Below are 17,891 nucleotides of genomic sequence, written 5' to 3'. Positions count from 1 at the left end.
AGTCACTCGATATCTTTGTAACGTTTACGATGCTCTTTCTTCATTTTTAGATAATCTTTATTCTCGCGGCAATCATCCCATTTTTGTTTAAAGATACGCGCTGACTCTGCTTTGATTGGGTCTTCCTCTTGCCGTGGTAACTCTGCGCGACCATGTGCGCCGCTTTGGCCTTTTTTATCATCGGGCACTGGCCCTTTGTACTTCTTGCCGCCTTTGTGATTGGCATAGCGACGCGCACGCGTATAGCCCATTTGAATAAATTTACGCGCCATATCGGCACCGACAAAGTCATCAGCTGCCAGATAATCTAAAAACATTTGATAAATAGCCTCGCTACTTTCAGTCGCAATATCAGGCGTGGCAAAGCGCCAGTGCGGCAGTATCTCAGACTTATAAGGCTCTACCAATAATACGCCTTGCTCACCGCGACCGACGCGATACAGCTCAGGCTGCGCCCGCAAGTCTAGGTTTTTATAATCCAAATCATAATCAAACTCTCTCATCGCTTATCCCTATTAGCATTTATCTGTCTTATTTATCATTAACATTGCTATCGAGTATACTGAGCACTGCCGTCTAAAAAACAGCACAGAAATGTTATGCAACCGTGACAGTAAGCGTTTAGCATAAGAAGCGTAGCGAACAGAATCAATCATTGGGCAGGTCTGAGTAGGTTAAGGTCATGACAGTTAATAAAAATATCCTAAATAAAATCAGCTTAGCTGGCGCGACTTTTGCGACGCCGTCAAAAAGTGCCTTTATGATATCAGCGCTGCTGCTGATAAGTGTGCTAAGCACTAATGCTGCTCATAGCGCATGGTTTGAGCGTTTGATTCCGCAAGGTGAAACCTATACGGTACGCGAGATAGATCGTGATTTGGCATTTGTCATTGATGGTTTTATCTATGATGCGCGTACGTCTTGTTTCTTAGCAGTGGGTGATCGGGTGGTGTTTTTTGAAGGCCGTCACGGTATTGATTACCGTGCGACCATTTATGACTTGGATTCACGCGAGCGTTGTAATTTATTATTACGTGGTCGGCTATACGAATAAGAGAAACGCATGAATAAAATCAATGCTAAAGAATACGATAAAAATTACAAATAAAAAAAAGCCCCAAACATTAAATGTCTGGGGCTTTTTAGAATTCTTAAACGAATGGTGGCTCGAGGCAGGTTCGAACTGCCGACACACGGATTTTCAATCCGTTGCTCTACCGACTGAGCTATCGAGCCGTCTTCGTTGAGGCGCTATTAAACTAAATATAGGCGTTACTGTCAAGTAGTTTTTGCATCATAAGCGATAAAAGATTAAAAAAATGACTTATTTATCAAAATATCGCTTTTTAACGCTAAAACTAATCTTTGACACGCAGAAGCTCATACTCGCTCATGATACGGTGAATATCCGCATCAGCAGGGACAAACTCACGCACGCCTTTTTTCACTTCGGCATCATAAACCAGTTTAATAAACTTGGCATCGATAGCACGACCACGATTTTGGGTATGAACAGTAAGATACTGTAAGCGCTTGGCATTGGTCTGCCCATCATCAAAACAGGCAACGGCAGCGATAGGCTTGTCATTGAACATACCGACATATAGGTATTGCCCACGCTTAAAGCCCTGCTCAACGATATTTAATACCTCGAGACCATCAGGCTGCGCGTCATCGCTATCGTACAATGCCTGCAAGCGCTCTGCTAGCTCATTGTCGCGAGCAGGTTTTTTGATAAGTGGGGCATCCAAGCTATTAATGGCGATCGCTTCTAAAGGCATGGCAGTTCCTATAAACAAAGGGTTTTTATAGTATAAAGTAGCAGTATGACACAGCACTATGCCATAGAGAGTAGGCTATAGAATATGATGTCTCACAGTCAGTGCGAGTCATGATTGATAATACTGAATACACTATTTTAGCAGAATGAGGTAATTTTGTGCGTGGTTTACCGCTTGACCGTGGCGGTAAATGTTAGGGTTTGCTATGATGAGGCTATATAATATTTAGTACGTATAAACCCTAATGCCTTGATATCTTTTGTATATATCATTTTCTAATACATTTTTTGCTAGTGCTGATTCAGGTACTAGCAACAATGTAATAGGCGCTTTTTCGCCCTATTTATTGACCGCTTTTCACTGATAAAAAACTGATAGAGAGTAGCCATGACCGCCAATACAACGACGACCGCTGATACACCTGAGCAAACTGCACCAAAAAACCTAAATCTACATGGTCGCCCTGAACGTATCGCGACCGTTGAACGCATCACTGCCGAAACGCAAATCACTTGTACCGTGAATCTTGATGGCACAGGTAAAGGCACTGTGGATACTGGTGTGCCATTTTTGGATCATATGATTGATCAAATCAAGCGTCATGGTTTGTTTGACTTAGATATCAAATGCAACGGTGATACCTTTATCGATGACCATCATAGCGTCGAAGACACAGGTATCACGCTTGGGCAAGCTTTTAATAAAGCGCTAGGCGACAAAAAAGGTATTCGTCGTTATGGGCACTTTTATGCGCCGCTAGACGAAGCGTTGACGCGTGCGGTTGTCGATCTATCAGGTCGTCCAGGTCTGCATATGGACATTCCGTTTACCCGCTCGCATGTGGGTCGTTTCGATGTTGATTTGTTCAGTGAGTTCTTTTACGGTTTCGTCAATCACTCATGGATGACGGTGCATTTAGACAATCTAAAAGGCAAAAACAGCCATCACCAAATCGAATCAACCTTCAAAGCCTTTGCTCGTGCGCTACGTATGGCTTGTGAATATGATGATCGTGCGTTAAATACGCTACCATCGACCAAAGAGGCATTTTAATGGCTAAAGTGACCAAAATTGCACTACTAGATTATGGTATGGGTAATTTACATTCCGCCAGTAAAGCATTGTCAGTGGTAGGAGCGGAAGTCTCTATCACCAACGATCCCAAAGTGGTGGCGGCAGCAGATAAGATTGTCTTCCCAGGTGTCGGTGCTATGCGTGACTGTATCGCTGGCATGCACGAGGCAGGGATTGATGACGTCATACGCCATGCAGTGTTTAACAAGCCCGTTATGGCCATCTGTGTGGGCATGCAGGCGTTGTTTGAGCAGTCATCTGAAAATGGCGGTACAGACTGTCTTAGTATCTTGAACGGCACGGTAGAAGCCTTTAACCCTACGTGGAAAGACAAACAAGGTGCTACGATTAAAGTACCACACATGGGCTGGAATACCATTAGTGGTATGGATTTTGAGCATCCATTGTGGACGGGTATCGAGGACAATGCGCACTTTTACTTTGTGCATAGCTACTACTGCGAGCCTGCCGATAGCTCACAAGTCGCTGCTGTCTGTGATTATGGTCAGCCGTTTTGTGCTAGCGTCATCCAAGACAATCTATTTGCCACCCAATTCCACCCAGAAAAAAGCCATACCGCTGGCTTGCAGCTGTTAAAAAACTTCGTCGAATGGGATATTTAGCAAAATATGCGTCAAATATTTGATTTAGCAGTCAGGTAGGTTCGCAATGGCGTAACCTGAGCGAGGAAGGAGTAAAGCATTGCTTTGCCCTCACGCAAGAGAGTTTGCATTATCGCAAACTCTTTTTTATTTTAAATTTATACTTAATCGGTTTTTATTTATACTCAGCTATTCTCTATCTCTTATACACGGAATAAAATCGTGGATTTTTATATCTTCAAAAATAGTGTCGTGAATGCCACAGGATTGGAAAAAGATGCTTTACATATTTATGTAGGCATCAGCGTTTATCTATTAAGCTTAATCCTGATGCGTCCAATTTTTAAGAAGTACAGCGTTAGGGCATTTATTGCTTTAATAATGGTGACAGCTATCGCCTTATTGGGTGAGTATTTGGATAATCGCCAGACGATTACCGAGCTTGGCCTCTCAGCGATAGGCAGCGCAGAGCTTAAAGCCAGCATTCATGATTTGATCAATACGTGTCTGCTCTCTTACGTACTATATGGTTTTACCGTATGGACCAAGAATTTTCAGTCAGTCAGTAAAGTTAAACCTATGATTAAACGACATCAAAAAACGGACTATTAGAGTCCGTTTTTTATTTTGCTCTTTGCGCTCATGATTGCTCATTTTCTGGCTTCATCATACAACTCGCGTACCACTTCACCAAATCACTTTGATACCATGCTTTTGCGTTTGTTCGTCAAGAACAATACTCCTATAAGAATATCCACACAAATGACTTCGAAAATAGCTTCTGCCTAAGTAGGTAGCTATTGCAGCGGTTGTAATTTGACAGATTAAACACGCTCTCTTTACAAAGCTTACGAAATATAAAAAGTCTTATCTATTTAACCCTTTCTCAGTTTGTTATCTTAAGATCAAAAGGTATCGGTATCGGCGTATATCCTAAGCATATTGTCTTTAAATATCGCCTGATTAGGTATAGTCATTCCACTATAAAAGTATTACAGCGTTAACCTCGCTTGAAGTATCACATATACATCTACACTCGGTTGCCTTGTACTACTTTTAAATTGAATCGACTATATCCATCCTCCATAATTAATAATAACTAGGAAAAACTATGAATATCCAAGATTTATTAGACAAGGCGAAAGATACTTTAGGTTTAGAGGCGCAAGAAACCGAAGCGGGGATTTTTATTCCTTCTAAATCATCACTGAAACTTGCCGCACCAAGTAAAACTAACTATGACCATACGGAGTATGACGCGCCATACACTGGTGATAAAAAAATTCTAATGGTCTGCACCGAAGAGCAGTACATGACCATGGAAAATGGTAAAAAATTCGATACCGGCAATCATCCCGTTGAAATGATGGTACCTTTACTGCATTTTAAGCAAGCAGGTTTTAAGGTAGACGTTTTCACCCCTACAGGTGAGTCTGTGAAAGTTGAACAGTGGGCAATGCCAGACAAAGATGACGACGTCAAAAAAATCTATGCTGAATATGAATCAACGCTGAATAACCCAAAAAGTATCGCTAACTTTGTTAAAAACGATATGGCTGATAGTGAAGATTATGCAGCAATCTTTATTCCGGGTGGTCATGGCGCGATGTTAGGTCTGCCCGAAGACCAAAACTTTGGTGAATTGCTACGTTGGGGTCATAATAGAGATTTATTTACTTTAGCTATTTGCCATGGCCCGGCGGCTTTATTAGCCGCTAATCTCGACAGTCCTAATGGGTCGGATAAGGCGGATGATAAGTCCGAGCGCGAGTTTATTTTTAAAGGCTATAAGATGGTAGCGTTCCCCACTGGTATGGATAAGCAAATGCCAAAAATTGGTTATCTGCCTGGTACGATGCCATGGTACTTTGGGGATAAGCTTGAAGACCTAGGCGTCACTATTAGCAATAAATTGGCAACAGGTAACACTCATCAAGACAGAAAGCTGATTTCAGGTGATGGGCCATTAGCCGCTAATGAATTTGGTAAGGTCAGTGCTAAGGCTTTGTTAAAAGAGCTTAGCTAAACTGTTCTCATACGGTCATAGCATAAAAAAACGGACTATTAATAAGTCCGTTTTTTTTCGTTTTACTATTTGAATTTATGATTTTAGCATCTAATCTTATTTTTTAGCTTCATCATACAACTCACGCACCACTTTACCAATGACTCTAATACCATCAGTGAGTGTCTGCTCATCCGCTGCGATACTCATACGAATACATTCATGCGCATGCTGATAATCGCTAACATCGACACCGGGGAAGAAATACTGACTTGGCACGATGAGCGTACCTTTTTCTTTTAAAATCTCGTACAGCTCAACCGTGCTAATCGGCAAGTCTTTAAACCACAACCACAAGAATATCGCGCCTTCAGGCTTATGAATCATTAGCGGGTAATCGCCCAATGCTTCTTTTAATAGCTTAACAGCGAGTTTCGCCTGCTTTTGATAAAACGGTTTAATCTCATTGTCTGATAACTGTTTGATACGATCATTTTCTACCAATGGCGTGGCAATCGCTGCACCAAAGCGTGTCGGCGCTAGATTCACTACTGCATTCATTGCGCTGACTGCTTCAATGACTTTCGCATCTGCAACGATAATACCCGTACGCATACCGGGTAGGCCAATTTTCGACAGGCTAAAGCAAAGAATCGTATTATTATCCCAGTTCAGATGCGCGTCAGAGTAGATGATATTTGGGAAGGGCATACCGTAGGCATTATCGATGATAAGCGGTATGTCATAACGTTTGGCAATCTCGGCCAAATGCGCCATTTCTTCATCGGTCAGCACGTTGCCAGTCGGGTTGGTCGGGCGTGAGCAGCAAATCGCGCCGATACGACCTTCTTTTAGTGCTGGCAAGTTCTCTAATGCGTCAAAATCGACACGATATTTAAAGAAGCCTTCCGCGCCGTCATGAGTCACCTCATCGATATGTGGCAATACCGCTGCGAAATGCTGACCTTCGACATGCACGTCGCTATAGCCGATATACTCAGGAGTCAATGGCAGTAGAATAGATTTGTCTACAGACTGGCTTTCTGTATCTTGGCTCTTTTCATCAGCGAAAGCGCCGCCAAACAGATTAAACAGATAGAAAAACGCATTCTGTGAGCCATTGGTCAGGGCAATGTTTTCTGAGGTGAGGTTCCAATCATAATGACGGTTAAAGAAGCCAACCAAGGCATCGATAAAGGCCGAATCGCCTTGCGGATTAGAGTAGTTCGCCATGCTAATAATCGCGCTACTATTGGGTACGCCATCATCATTGTCATTACCAAGTGCTTTATACGTCTCCAAAAACAACTCATTGACGGCATCAATTTTGGCAGGGTTACCACCGCCCAGCATGTTGACTGGCTGATCGCTTTTTAGCGCATCGCCTAGATCGTCCATTAATTGTGAGATGCCAGTGGGTTTGGTAAATTTTTGACCGAACTTTGAGAATTTCATAAGACTACCATGCTGTTTTGGAGGGTTTGATAAGAAGGAATTTGATTGATAAAAGTTAGGCTAGTATAGCAAATGAGGGCTAGGTAATCCCGCCAATAAATAAGCAAACTGCACGGCTGATATTGGTTTATATGCTGATGCATCGAATTAATCAAAAAACGCCTTTTATATGAATAGAAGGCATTTTTTTGTGCCTTAGACTCTTTATAGCTAATATTGCTATCTCCACCTCCACCTCCTCCTCAAGTGATTATTGTTAGATTGAAAGAAATCTTATGTCATACTTGGTGAAGTGGTGTCTAGGCTTGTTAAGATTCTATTGATAATTGCTTTTATAAAACTAGATTAGTTTCAAGCATTATTGTAATAAGCTGGACTTAGAAGAAAAAAATTTGTGATATTAGTAGATTACTGTACAGTAATATATCATATATTAATTACGGGCATTCCAAGAGGAAAATCAAGCGGTATGAATAATAAATTTAAGAGCTTTTATCAACTAACTAATGATGACTTATCTAAAATATGGTCTTCGGAAGAAACGATATTCGTATTCGATACGAATGTCTTGTTAAATTTATACCAGTATTCGAGTGAAACACAAAAGGGTTTTTTCAAAACTTTAGTGGCTATTCAAAATAGAGTTTGGATTCCTTTCCATGTTGCCCTTGAGTATCAAAGAAGAAGGTTAGATGTTATTAGAAACGAAAAATCTATACCTAGAGACATGCTAAAGAAAATTACTGAAATAGAAGAGATGATAGAAAAACACTTCTCATTTTCAGATTTTAAACTTAAAACTAGGAATCCTTTATTATTTGATAAAGAACAGAAATTACAAAAAAATATTAGTTCTTTAGTTAATAATTTTAAGAAAGAAGTTGAAAAAGTAGATAGAAAACAACCATGTGTCAGAAGTCTAGATGTTATCAGAAATAAATTGGATGAGATTTTAGAGACAAGAATCGGTGATGAGCCAGAGCAGTTATGGCTAGATAATCTATATATCGAAGGTCAAGAAAGGTACGATAAAAATATACCTCCTGGATATGCAGATGAAAGCAAAGGAAAAGATATAGATTATGCTAGTTTTACTTTTGATGGAGTTTTTTACGAAAGAAAATTTGGAGATTTAATTATATGGAAGCAAACTATAGATTATGTTAAAGATAAAGAGAATATAAAAAATGTTATTTTTATAACTGATGATTCAAAAGAAGACTGGTGGGAAATAGTCAATTCTAGCGGTAAAAAGAATATTGGAGCACGTCAGGAGCTAAAAGCTGAAGTATATAAAGAAGGAAAAATAGAAGACTTTAAAATGTATAGAACAAATGATTTTTTAAGTGATGCCAGAAGTTACTTAAGTGTAGAAATAGATGATAAAGCTATTGAAGAAGCAAAAGGTTTAATGGAGTATTCAAATGATGGAATTTGGCCTTCTCAAAACAGATTTCAAATCAGAGATGAAGAGTCTGAGCAGACTACAATTGGAGAGTTGTTAGCTCAGATCAAGGAGTCTGACTCGAGAAAGAAAAACTGGCCTTCTCAAAGTAGGTTTCAAACGAGAGATGAAGAGTCTGAGCAGACTACAATTGGAGAGTTGCTAGCTCAGATCAAGGAATCTGACTCGAGAAAGAAAAACTGGCCTTCTCAAAGTAGATTTCAAACGAGAGATAAAGAGTCTGAGCAGACTACAATTGGAGAGTTGTTAGCTCAGATCAAGGAGTCTGACTCGAGAAAGAAAAACTGGCCTTCTCAAAGCAAATTTCAAACGAGAGATGAAGAGTCTGAGCAGACTACAATTGAAGAGAAGTTGGCTCAGCTCAAAGCATTCAAGAAAAAATAGTAACTCATTATTTCAAAATTAAAAAGATGCTAGAAAAATATTAGTTTCTGAAATTTTAGCAAGATTTAAAAAAATAACTATGTCTTGATAACATGTTATTTTAAGTTATTTTTCAAGCCATCGCCAACGCCTCCCTTAAATAATCAGATAATACAGAATTAGAAAAACCCCTATGAAGGGGTTTTTCTATATAAAACTAAAACCGAATACGCTTAAACCATAGCTCTTACCCGCGCCATAATCCCGCGTCCAATCACCAGTTTCACATAAATAATGGCAATAGCAAACAGCAAGACGACTAACGCTGCACCGCCAATAGCCAAGCTTGTCCACGGCACACTAAACTGTAGATTAAACCATTGCGTGATGGCTGCCCATGCGCCAACGCTAGCGATAACGACAGCAAAGGTCGCCGCGCTAATACCAAGCACACCCAGCTCTAAGATATTGAGCATATACAAGTCACGCTTTTGCATGCCGAGTAGCCTAAATGAGGCGCTGTCCTTCATACGATCTTGCGAAGTAGACAGTAGCGAGCTGATCAGCACCATGACCCCAGTGAGTAGGGCAAGCAAGGTGAACACATAGACCAAGCGGCTCATTTGTACCACCAGCTCTTGGATTTGCTTGGCAATGGCAGTACCATCGATCGTGGTGACAGCAGGGAACTCGCGTACCAGTTTGCCTTGTAGCTCTGGAATGGCACTTTCTGACACGTGTGCAGTAGCAAACTGAATCTGCGGGGCAGCGGACAGCACAGACGGCTCAAACAAGAAATAGAAATACGGGCTTGGGCCACGCTCATAGCGCGTGCGAATACTGGTAATCTGCCCGACGATTTCGATACCTTGAATGTTAAAGCGAACCTGATCGCCCATACCGACATTGAGCATACTGGCGGCAGTGTCCAAAATAGACAAGGGTTTGACTTGTTCATTTGTCGCATCGATAGGGGTGTATAACGTGTCATCTGTGAGTGACTCAGTGATATATTCGGTCTCCATGACCGTATCTGCGTAGCTCAAGTTAAAGACACGCGTGGGATCATCAAACCCATCTGCAGGCACGATATCTTTTGCCACCACCTCATTGGCCGTCTCCACACGCGCACGAATGACGGGATAATAAGTGACGGGCGCCTCAATGATCGCATCAATATCGTCATGTTGTTCGCTTTGCACATCGAGCAAAAACAGATTAGGCGCGTCTTCAGGATAGGCATTGATAAACTGCGCATTGATACTGTGATTGAGCGTGGTGATAAGCGTCAGTACCGCCACCGATAGCGATAAGGTGACAAAGAACAACGCAGATTGGTTGCCTTTACGCGCAAGGTTATGAATGGCAATACGCTGCATCCAACTGATCTTGGTTTTCGTCGCCAACTTGTTAAGCAGCCAGAGCCACCCACGAGCCAGTAGCCAAAATATCGCCACCAGAGCAATCAAGCCGCCCAATAGCTGTGCGCCTAATGACAGTGAGCCAACCTCATAAGCAAAGAAGGCATACAGCCCTGCCAGCATCAGCCCATACCATAGTAATGGCACGCGTCGATACCAAGGCAAGTTTTGTGTTTGCGTACTCGCACCTTGACTAAGTAGGGTCGCGGGCTTGGTGGTGCTCAGCGTACTCAAACCACGCTGAGCGATCAGTAGTGTCAGGACTAAGGCAATCACAATGGTCTTGATGGCGCTGATTGGATTGATGGCTAGGCCAACATCAGCAGGCAAGATAGCCACCATATAGGGCTGACCGATTTTGAGTAAGCCCAGACTAAGCGCAATCGCTGTGATACAAGCGATGGCGGTCGTGATGATGAGCAATTGATAGTAGCTACGTTTGAGTGAGCCAAGTGGTTCGCCGAGCGCTAAGCGAATGGCGTTATTGGACTGCTGCTTACTGACAAAGGCGCTAATGACACCGTACATGGCGACCGCAGATAGTAGCAATACCGCGATGACTAGCAGTTTTAAGAACATCAGCACATTATCAGAGATACGCGAGACCGAAGTGTCTGCGGACTCTGCGTCAGAGAGCTCGATATCAGGATAATTGGTCAGGATATCTGTAAGCTGCTCACGCTGCGTGGTTATTAGCTCTGGGTCGCCTGCCATCTCGATACGATAGTTTATTCGGCTACGTTGACCCAATAGGTTGGTCGCCGGGAGTGCATCTTGTTTCATCAACACACGCCCACCGAACCCAAATGTGGTCAGCGGTCTATCAGGTTCTTTTGTCAGTACATCACCGATCGTGAATTGCGCATCGCCAATGGTGATACGGTCACCGACATTGGCCTGTAGACTACTGAGTACTTCTGGTGCGACGATGACACTGTCAGACGTCAGCTGCTCCCAAAGCGGCTTTCCTGAGGCAAGCTCCGCTGTACCGTATAAGGGATACGACGGCGAGACCGCTTTGACGCTGGCAAGCAAGGTTTGCTCATCATTGACCAGCATGGCGCTAAACTGATAGTCATACACCGTCTGTGTATCAGCGATAGTTTCTACCTGCGTCAATACTTCGCTTGGCCAGTCTTGCTTACTGTTTAATATTAAATCCCCACCAACGAGCGCGCGCTGATTGTCATTGATATAGCTATCGACAGACTGCTGTACAGAGTCGAGGGTCAGGTAGGTTGCAAGCGATAGAGTTAGCGTCAGTAGAAACAACACGGGATATACCCAGCGTTGCCACCAACTGCGACTGAGTGCTTGTGAGCCCAGTGTTTGAAAACCTAAGGTACGGGCAAATAATTGATTAAGGATGCCGCTAGGATAACTGGACTCTTGACGCATACTGGTATCAGTCGATTTATTGTCTGTGGGCTTACTATTCATTAAGATACAATCCAGTTATTCATGTAGGTACAATTCGACCGTCATGCATGGTGATGACGCGATCTGCCATCTCGGCAAGCGCAGGATCATGGGTCACGACCACTAGTGCCGAACCGACTTGCTGTCTTAAGTCTAATAATAGTTGCATAACTTGGTCTGCATTTTGCTCATCTAAATTACCTGTAGGCTCATCAGCAAACACAATCTTTGGGTGCGATACCAGTGCTCGTGCCACCGCTGTACGTTGCTGCTCACCACCAGATAGTTGGTTGGGTAAGCTATTACGTCTATGACCTAAGTCGACCGCATCTATCAGATCATCTACTCTCGCTTGATTTGGACGTCTGGCAATATCGAGTGGAAAGGCGATATTTTCGGCGACGGTCAGTGTGGGCAGTAGGTGAAACGACTGAAAAACAAAGCCCATATCCTGCTGACGAATGACCGCCAGTGCATCTTCATCGAGGCTACTGAGCATTTGACCTGCCAGCGACACCGTACCGCTATCGGGATAGTCTAATGCTGCGAGTAACCCTAGCAGAGTAGATTTACCCGAGCCTGATTTGCCCATGATGACCACAAACTCGCCAGCATTGACATACATATCTACGTCTTTAATGATGGACAGCTTTTGCTCACCGACTTGCACGGTTTTATTGAGTTTATTAGCGGTGAGTAGGGCTTCTTTTTTAGAATCGGCTTGTGGCATTGACGTGGCAATCGAAGGTGATGATGTCATTACAGTGTCTCGTTAAGTAGTCTCATTTGTCGTATTTTTTGTCATAAGTCAGGTCAATATGAAAAGAGTCAGCGTGACTGATATAATTTTTTTGTCGCCTCTGTCTGCACAGCAAGCAAGAAAAATTTTTACCAGTCACGCCTCATGATGTCGTATATCTATTTTATTTCGTATCGACTATATCGTTTTGAACCGTCTCAGTTGTACTGTCCGCATTGGCTGTTTTTAGTGCTTCCAGTTTGGGCGCTAAGATAGGCAAAATATTGTCATTGACGATAATTTTGTAGCCATCTTTAGTCGGATGAATCGCATCCGCTTGATTGAGCTCAGGATCACCGCCGACACCCTCTAAAAAGAACGGAATAAGCGTCAGGTTCATATCTTTAGCAATACGAGGATAAATGGCTGAAAACGAGGCGACGTAGTCACTGCCTAGATTGTCATAGATCGACATGCCGCCCAAGATGACGACACTGCCATTGTCTTGCAGATGCTTAACCGCAGTACGAATGTTGGCTTCAATTGTCGCCACATCGATACCACGTATGGCATCGTTAGCACCGATGGTCAATATCGTAATATCGGGTTTGGTTTGCGATACCCAGTCCAATCGATTGACCAACCCTGTACTGGTTTCACCGCTCAAGCCTGAATTGATAACTTTGGCGTTATCGTAACCCATCGCTTGCAGACGATCTTCCAACTGAGCAGGGTAATTGTCATTTTTATCCACCCCAAGACCTTCCGTTAAGGAGTCGCCAAGGGCTAGAATAGTCAGTGAGGACGAATTGACTTGTTGTGCGGCAGCACTAGCACTTGTGGTTTCTTCAACCGCTACAGGCGCATTTATAGTTGCCGTTTCAGTGGTTTGTGGCTCGTTAGTCGTTTCTGTGTCAGGAGATTTTTGACAGCCACTTAGCATCAAGCCTACTGTCAATATGCCGATACTCATCTTGTAAATAGTTGTGCTATAAACAGGTCGTTTAAGTAGGCTGAAGTTGTTATTTTTCATCATAGATATCTCTCTCAATCAATCGAACCAGTGTAGCAAAATAAGAGGATAATCAATATTAGCTTAAAGTTACGGCAAGTATAGTCAAGGAATTTTAGAATCGCTACAAGGCGACCGACCGCAGATAGTACACTGAGTACATCTAGGCCGGGTAACACCGTATCGGTTTAAAAGTACTCTGACTATAGATTCATTCTATCTTAAAGTTTCTTGCCATCAACCATCGCTGGGCGACTCACCAGCCAAGCAATCACAACGTTGATAATCATCAAAATGAGCATGATAAATAGCGGCAAATCCCAGCTGCCAGTCGCCTCATGTAGCCAGCCTGTCCCTAGTGGACCAAAAAACGCAATCAAATAACCGACGAATTGCGCCATACCAGACAGCTCACTAGATTGGTTGGTCGTATAAGTACGTAACGAGAACAGCATCATACTCAACGTAAAAATAGCGGAGCAGCCAATGCCCATCAGGCCTGACCACAGCCAAGCGAGTTCAGTAGATAAATAACTAATGCCTAAAATACCAATGACATTTAACACCGCTGCAAACACCGCCAGAGCCTGAATAGGGCGGCCACGGTTTACCAGCCATGTTAGGCTTAAGATAGCGATCGGTGCCATAAACTGGAACACCGAAGCCATTTGTCCTGCTTGGACTGCGGATAGCCCTTTACTCACCCAAATAGACGGCAAGAAACTGGCAACGGTGTAAAATAATAATGATTGCAGCCCCATAAAGACCGCAATCTGCCAAGCAAAAGGGGTGCGCCACATGGATATTTCTGAATACTCGGACGTAGGTAGCACAACCGTTTGATGACTAGACGAGCCTAGACGCAAGCGTAAAAATATCCAAATAACGATGGCAAAAATACTCAGTAGCGACCATCCACCCAGTGCCCATTGCCAGCCCACTTGCTCAGATAATGGCAGTACGACTCCAGCGACAATACCTGCCGTTACTGTCATCGTTAGACTAAATAGTCCTGTTATCAATGGAATATGTTTGGGCGTGCGCTGTTTGATAACAGGTGCAGCTAAAGTATTTGCAAAACCGATAGCCAAGGTCAACAATAATGTACCAATTAAAAACCCAGACCAAGTCGGGATAACGGTACGGACAATCATCCCTACCGTTAATAATCCAATCATCGCAATGAGCGTATTCTCAAGACCGAACCGCTTACCAATGGATGGCGCGATCAGTGCACCAACGGCAAAGCTCAGCATGGGCACTGCCCCTAGCCAACCAATCTGCGTCTCAGAAATATTGAGTGCCTCTTGCACCACTGGCGCAATAGAGCCAAGAGCAACGATCGGTGCACGCATATTGGTGGCCAGCAAAATCATGGCGCATAAGACGAGCCAAAAAGTGAAGCGTGAGGAGGGTAGGTTGGATGAAGAGGATAGATTGGACGAGGTAGACATAGCAGCACAACGATGACAATGAAAAAGAACACGTTATAAAATAGCGCCGAAACATCGTCGCTTGTAAAATAACACCAAAGAGCATTTATCCAGACACGTACCTAGACGGCAATCGACAGCATAAATCAGAATGAGAGATCGTTGTATAGTCAGGTCAGTATAAAAAAGAGACAGCGTGACAGGTATAAATTTTTCGTAGCCTCTGTCTGCGTAGGCACAGCAAGCAAGAAAAGTTTGTGCCAGTCACACATCATCATGTCGTGTACCCATTTTATTTAGTAGCGACTATAGAGCGTAAACCATACGAGTTTTCTAGACTGACTTTGCTAAATCGGCAGGCAGGTTAGTAAATGGTATGTACGGTTGCTTCGAAACTTTATTTGAGACATTACTTTATTTGAGACATTACTTTATTTGAGACATTGTTTTGAAGCGTTACTTCGAGTTGCTGCTTTAGAACAGTGATAATAAGGGATGGCGATAATAAAAGATGGCATCGCACAATAAAAATAGCGCCAAGTCGATTTTAAAGGACTTGACGCTATTATAAGAATAGAGGCGACACAAATACTACCAGCGTATGGTAACAAACATGGCTGTTAGACTGATTTGCCTAATTGAGCCGCTCTGAGCGCGTTTTCTTGGTGCTCTGCGATGATTGAATCGCATTTGTTGGGATCATTGCCACAAAACGAGCAATTTTCATCACCCATCAGTTTAGCAACACCGCCGCAAGATCCTCTAAGCGGCTTTTTTTTGACCATATAACCGATGCCCATAAACAGAAAGAACAGGACAAATACGGTAAAGGTAATAGCAAGCATGGGAAGCAATTGGCTAAGCATAGAGGAGACCTCGTTTTAAAAATGGGGCAGTTATCCATAAGGATAACCTATTAATAGTATAGCAAATTTTTACGCCGCTCGTTGATGCTTATGGTGTGCTTTACAGCATCACACTAGGGCGTGTCCTCATTTTAAAAATGAGGACACGCCCTAGAAATTTACGGTTGTTTATCTGCTCGCAAGTTTTTCATTGCCGATGTCTGTACTATTTGCCAATCATCAATACTGTCCAAAGAATCACTGGGTTTGATACCATCAGCTAATACAACAAACAGTGCGGCTAGATTTTGTTCGTTAGCGACTTTCAGTGCCTTTTTATAAGGCATGGCAGTCAGTGCTGTTGCCCATGCATCTGCCAATGCGACCGAGTCTGCAGCAACCGTGACCGAAGGGGCGCCACCCACAATAGGCTCGCCAGTGGTGGGGTCGATCGTGTGACTATAGTGCTTACCATCAAAGACGATTGAGTTTCGATAGTTTCCTGAAGTCGCTAGATGCATTTGAGTGGTAGTGTTTATAGGTTGACGAATGGCGGATATCGTTTGGCGTTCGCTGACGGTGCTGCCTTCAATAGGAGCATCAATCGCAATTTGCCACGGTTGCTGCTGGTTATTCACGCCAGAGGTCGCAATTTCGCCGCCGATCTCAACCATATAATTACGAATCTGATAATTGTCTCTAAGCACATCAGCGATGACATCGACCCCATAACCCTTGGCAACGGCAGAAAAATCTAGACCAACACCACCTTTGCTTTTATAGATCGATTTATCTTTTTTTATGATGCTTTCAAAGTCTACCAATGCTTTTGCTTGGGCAATCTCAAGTGCTGTTGGCGGGCTTTGTAGACGCTCGACAGTCATAGTGCTGCCGAATCCCCACGTATCGACCAATGGCATGACAGTAGGATCAAAAGCACCGCCAGATTGTTCATAAACGACACGTGAGACATTGAGCACGCGACTAAAATCAGCGTCGATAATAATAGGGATATCTCTACCCAATTGATTAAACTTGGATATCGTTGAATCACTCTGGTAAGTCGACATGCTGTCATTAATCTGCTGCAAACGTTTATCAATCGCTGCTTGTATGTCAGCTTCATCTGCATCATCGGGCAGTTGATAGCTAATATGATAGCTTGTGCCCATCGTCTCACCACTCAGATAATTATAGTCTGGTGTTTGCTGGCAGGCACTAATACTTAAAGTGCCGACAAGACCAATGATGCCAAATAGGGCAAGATTCATAGTTTTTTTGGAAGATGAGCTGTATTCGGTATTATTCATAATATTTTCGGTATGGCGCAAAAATGAGTAGGGTGTAAAACAAGCCATGCTTATTTTACACCCCTTAAGCCCAAAAATACCAATGAAGGCACTATTCAATGACAATTCGTTCGGTTGAGCAGCTTATTTTACTTGTGACTCACGGATAAGTTTATAAAGTTTTGGCGGTGATACCCGATTGACTCTTGTTGCCAGTTTTTCTTGTTTGCCACCAACGATGATGTATTCTTTATTATTACCAAGCGCCTTCACGACCTGTTTAGCAAACTCAGTCGCGCTCAGTCCTTTACTGGTCGCCTCATCCATCGTGCCTTGCGCGCTACCATCTCCTGTCAGCGCGTTAATAGAAACGTTGGTTTGGATAAATCCTGGAAATATCGTCGCAACTTCTATGCCTTGGTCATGCAATTCCGCACGCAAACTGTTCGCCCACATATGCAAGGCTGCTTTGGCTGCCCCATAAGCGCCGCGATATTGCGTACCGAGTAAGCCTGCAACACTTGATATCATCACTACCTTGCCGCCGCCTTGTGCGGTCATGTCAGGCAACACAAATCTGGTCAGACGGGTTTGCGCAAAATAGTCTATCTCCATAATTTGCCGTTCAACATCTTCACTGGTCTCCATAATGAGTGAGCGTTGACTGACACCAGCATTATTAATCAGCCAGTCGATTTTTCCTGTCTGTGCGATAGCAGCGTCATAGGCTTCTTTCGCTTGCTCGGCATCACTAATATCAAAAGGCACGATGATATGTTTTTTGCTGTGCTTGCAGCTTTTTTTGACCGCTGCTAATTTTGCCTCATCACGACCACTCAAAATAATCCGAGCACCGCGTTTGGCAAAAGCGATGGCTAAGGCTTCGCCAATACCGCTAGAAGCACCAGTTATCCAAATGGTTAATTCTTTCACTTTGGTTTTCATAAGAATCCTTTCTTAAAGCAATAAATAATCAATCATATAGGAG

At 43.1% G+C, this 17,891-nt stretch carries 16 protein-coding genes and 1 tRNA gene; 6 read left to right on the top strand and 11 right to left on the bottom strand.

The window, feature by feature from the left end; translation table 11 throughout:
- Nucleotides 1-2: 2 nt before the first annotated feature.
- A complete protein-coding gene (locus tag JMY08_RS08185) occupies nt 3-503 on the bottom strand; it encodes a DUF4385 domain-containing protein (RefSeq protein ID WP_201592792.1) in 501 nt (166 codons plus the stop codon).
- A gap of 179 nt (nt 504-682) precedes the next feature.
- On the opposite strand from JMY08_RS08185, the gene JMY08_RS08180 reads away from it, so the two are divergent.
- The gene (locus tag JMY08_RS08180; RefSeq protein WP_201592791.1) at nt 683-1,054 is read left to right on the top strand and encodes a hypothetical protein; all 372 of its coding nucleotides are present in this window, start codon (nt 683-685) and stop codon (nt 1,052-1,054) included.
- A 106-nt stretch (nt 1,055-1,160) separates the two neighbouring features.
- On the opposite strand, the gene JMY08_RS08175 is transcribed toward JMY08_RS08180, so the two are convergent.
- Together JMY08_RS08175 and JMY08_RS08170 are read right to left on the bottom strand one after the other, a co-directional pair.
- Nucleotides 1,161-1,236 (bottom strand) — tRNA-Phe (locus JMY08_RS08175).
- Nucleotides 1,237-1,358: 122 nt separating this feature from the next.
- On the bottom strand, nt 1,359-1,781 hold the full coding sequence (locus JMY08_RS08170) for a hypothetical protein (protein ID WP_194620473.1): 423 nt from the start codon (nt 1,779-1,781) through the stop codon (nt 1,359-1,361).
- 387 nt (nt 1,782-2,168) lie between these two features.
- Here JMY08_RS08170 and hisB point away from each other — a divergent pair, with 387 nt between their 5' ends.
- From hisB to JMY08_RS08150, 4 genes are all read left to right on the top strand, one after another.
- The gene (gene hisB, locus JMY08_RS08165; protein ID WP_227679637.1) at nt 2,169-2,834 is read left to right on the top strand and encodes an imidazoleglycerol-phosphate dehydratase HisB; all 666 of its coding nucleotides are present in this window, start codon (nt 2,169-2,171) and stop codon (nt 2,832-2,834) included.
- Nucleotides 2,834-3,478, top strand: a complete 645-nt coding sequence (gene hisH, locus JMY08_RS08160) for an imidazole glycerol phosphate synthase subunit HisH (protein WP_201592790.1) — start codon at nt 2,834-2,836, stop codon at nt 3,476-3,478. Before hisB ends, hisH begins: the two co-directional genes overlap by 1 nt.
- A 201-nt stretch (nt 3,479-3,679) precedes the next feature.
- Nucleotides 3,680-4,069 carry a hypothetical protein gene (locus JMY08_RS08155; RefSeq protein ID WP_201592789.1) on the top strand — a complete coding sequence of 130 codons (390 nt, stop codon included), beginning with the start codon at nt 3,680-3,682 and terminating at the stop codon, nt 4,067-4,069.
- Between the two features lie 499 nt (nt 4,070-4,568).
- Nucleotides 4,569-5,483 (top strand): DJ-1/PfpI family protein, encoded by a 915-nt coding sequence (locus tag JMY08_RS08150; RefSeq protein WP_201592788.1) that lies wholly within the window; start codon nt 4,569-4,571, stop codon nt 5,481-5,483.
- A gap of 96 nt (nt 5,484-5,579) precedes the next feature.
- Here the strand turns inward: JMY08_RS08150 and JMY08_RS08145 are convergent, their stop codons facing one another.
- Nucleotides 5,580-6,917, bottom strand: a complete 1,338-nt coding sequence (locus JMY08_RS08145) for a valine--pyruvate transaminase (protein WP_201592787.1) — start codon at nt 6,915-6,917, stop codon at nt 5,580-5,582.
- Between the two features lie 469 nt (nt 6,918-7,386).
- On the opposite strand from JMY08_RS08145, the gene JMY08_RS08140 reads away from it, so the two are divergent.
- On the top strand, nt 7,387-8,766 hold the full coding sequence (locus tag JMY08_RS08140; protein ID WP_201592785.1) for a PIN-like domain-containing protein: 1,380 nt from the start codon (nt 7,387-7,389) through the stop codon (nt 8,764-8,766).
- A 212-nt stretch (nt 8,767-8,978) separates the two neighbouring features.
- On the opposite strand, the gene JMY08_RS08135 is transcribed toward JMY08_RS08140, so the two are convergent.
- The 7 genes from JMY08_RS08135 to JMY08_RS08105 form a co-directional block, all read right to left on the bottom strand.
- Nucleotides 8,979-11,606, bottom strand: a complete 2,628-nt coding sequence (locus tag JMY08_RS08135) for an ABC transporter permease (RefSeq protein ID WP_201592783.1) — start codon at nt 11,604-11,606, stop codon at nt 8,979-8,981.
- A 19-nt stretch (nt 11,607-11,625) separates the two neighbouring features.
- Nucleotides 11,626-12,345 (bottom strand): ABC transporter ATP-binding protein, encoded by a 720-nt coding sequence (locus tag JMY08_RS08130; protein WP_201592781.1) that lies wholly within the window; start codon nt 12,343-12,345, stop codon nt 11,626-11,628.
- A gap of 163 nt (nt 12,346-12,508) precedes the next feature.
- On the bottom strand, nt 12,509-13,360 hold the full coding sequence (locus JMY08_RS08125) for an arylesterase (protein WP_413786694.1): 852 nt from the start codon (nt 13,358-13,360) through the stop codon (nt 12,509-12,511).
- Between the two features lie 197 nt (nt 13,361-13,557).
- On the bottom strand, nt 13,558-14,790 hold the full coding sequence (locus tag JMY08_RS08120; RefSeq protein WP_201592779.1) for a CynX/NimT family MFS transporter: 1,233 nt from the start codon (nt 14,788-14,790) through the stop codon (nt 13,558-13,560).
- Between the two features lie 599 nt (nt 14,791-15,389).
- Nucleotides 15,390-15,635, bottom strand: coding sequence for a (Na+)-NQR maturation NqrM (nqrM, locus tag JMY08_RS08115; protein WP_010197291.1), 246 nt, complete (start codon nt 15,633-15,635; stop codon nt 15,390-15,392).
- A 158-nt stretch (nt 15,636-15,793) separates the two neighbouring features.
- Nucleotides 15,794-16,924 carry an FAD:protein FMN transferase gene (locus JMY08_RS08110; protein ID WP_201592778.1) on the bottom strand — a complete coding sequence of 377 codons (1,131 nt, stop codon included), beginning with the start codon at nt 16,922-16,924 and terminating at the stop codon, nt 15,794-15,796.
- 123 nt (nt 16,925-17,047) lie between these two features.
- Nucleotides 17,048-17,848 carry an SDR family oxidoreductase gene (locus tag JMY08_RS08105; RefSeq protein ID WP_201592777.1) on the bottom strand — a complete coding sequence of 267 codons (801 nt, stop codon included), beginning with the start codon at nt 17,846-17,848 and terminating at the stop codon, nt 17,048-17,050.
- Nucleotides 17,849-17,891 lie beyond the last annotated feature (43 nt).

This window comes from Psychrobacter sp. Pi2-51 (assembly GCF_904846665.1).
In the GTDB taxonomy this organism is placed as follows: domain Bacteria; phylum Pseudomonadota; class Gammaproteobacteria; order Pseudomonadales; family Moraxellaceae; genus Psychrobacter; species Psychrobacter glaciei.
This window is presented reverse-complemented; position numbering and strand designations above follow the sequence as displayed.

Bases quoted from the DNA above. Each gene is read 5' to 3' on its own strand.
- JMY08_RS08180 (WP_201592791.1), top strand. From the start codon at position 683: ATGACAGTTAATAAAAATATCCTAAATAAAATCAGCTTAGCTGGCGCG.
- JMY08_RS08110 (WP_201592778.1), bottom strand. From the start codon at position 16,924: ATGAATAATACCGAATACAGCTCATCTTCCAAAAAAACTATGAATCTT.
- JMY08_RS08185 (WP_201592792.1), bottom strand. From the start codon at position 503: ATGAGAGAGTTTGATTATGATTTGGATTATAAAAACCTAGACTTGCGG.
- hisH (WP_201592790.1), top strand. From the start codon at position 2,834: ATGGCTAAAGTGACCAAAATTGCACTACTAGATTATGGTATGGGTAAT.
- JMY08_RS08105 (WP_201592777.1), bottom strand. From the start codon at position 17,848: ATGAAAACCAAAGTGAAAGAATTAACCATTTGGATAACTGGTGCTTCT.
- JMY08_RS08120 (WP_201592779.1), bottom strand. From the start codon at position 14,790: ATGTCTACCTCGTCCAATCTATCCTCTTCATCCAACCTACCCTCCTCA.
- JMY08_RS08135 (WP_201592783.1), bottom strand. From the start codon at position 11,606: ATGAATAGTAAGCCCACAGACAATAAATCGACTGATACCAGTATGCGT.
- JMY08_RS08145 (WP_201592787.1), bottom strand. From the start codon at position 6,917: ATGAAATTCTCAAAGTTCGGTCAAAAATTTACCAAACCCACTGGCATC.
- hisB (WP_227679637.1), top strand. From the start codon at position 2,169: ATGACCGCCAATACAACGACGACCGCTGATACACCTGAGCAAACTGCA.
- JMY08_RS08170 (WP_194620473.1), bottom strand. From the start codon at position 1,781: ATGCCTTTAGAAGCGATCGCCATTAATAGCTTGGATGCCCCACTTATC.
- JMY08_RS08125 (WP_413786694.1), bottom strand. From the start codon at position 13,360: ATGATGAAAAATAACAACTTCAGCCTACTTAAACGACCTGTTTATAGC.
- JMY08_RS08150 (WP_201592788.1), top strand. From the start codon at position 4,569: ATGAATATCCAAGATTTATTAGACAAGGCGAAAGATACTTTAGGTTTA.
- JMY08_RS08140 (WP_201592785.1), top strand. From the start codon at position 7,387: ATGAATAATAAATTTAAGAGCTTTTATCAACTAACTAATGATGACTTA.
- JMY08_RS08130 (WP_201592781.1), bottom strand. From the start codon at position 12,345: ATGACATCATCACCTTCGATTGCCACGTCAATGCCACAAGCCGATTCT.
- nqrM (WP_010197291.1), bottom strand. From the start codon at position 15,635: ATGCTTAGCCAATTGCTTCCCATGCTTGCTATTACCTTTACCGTATTT.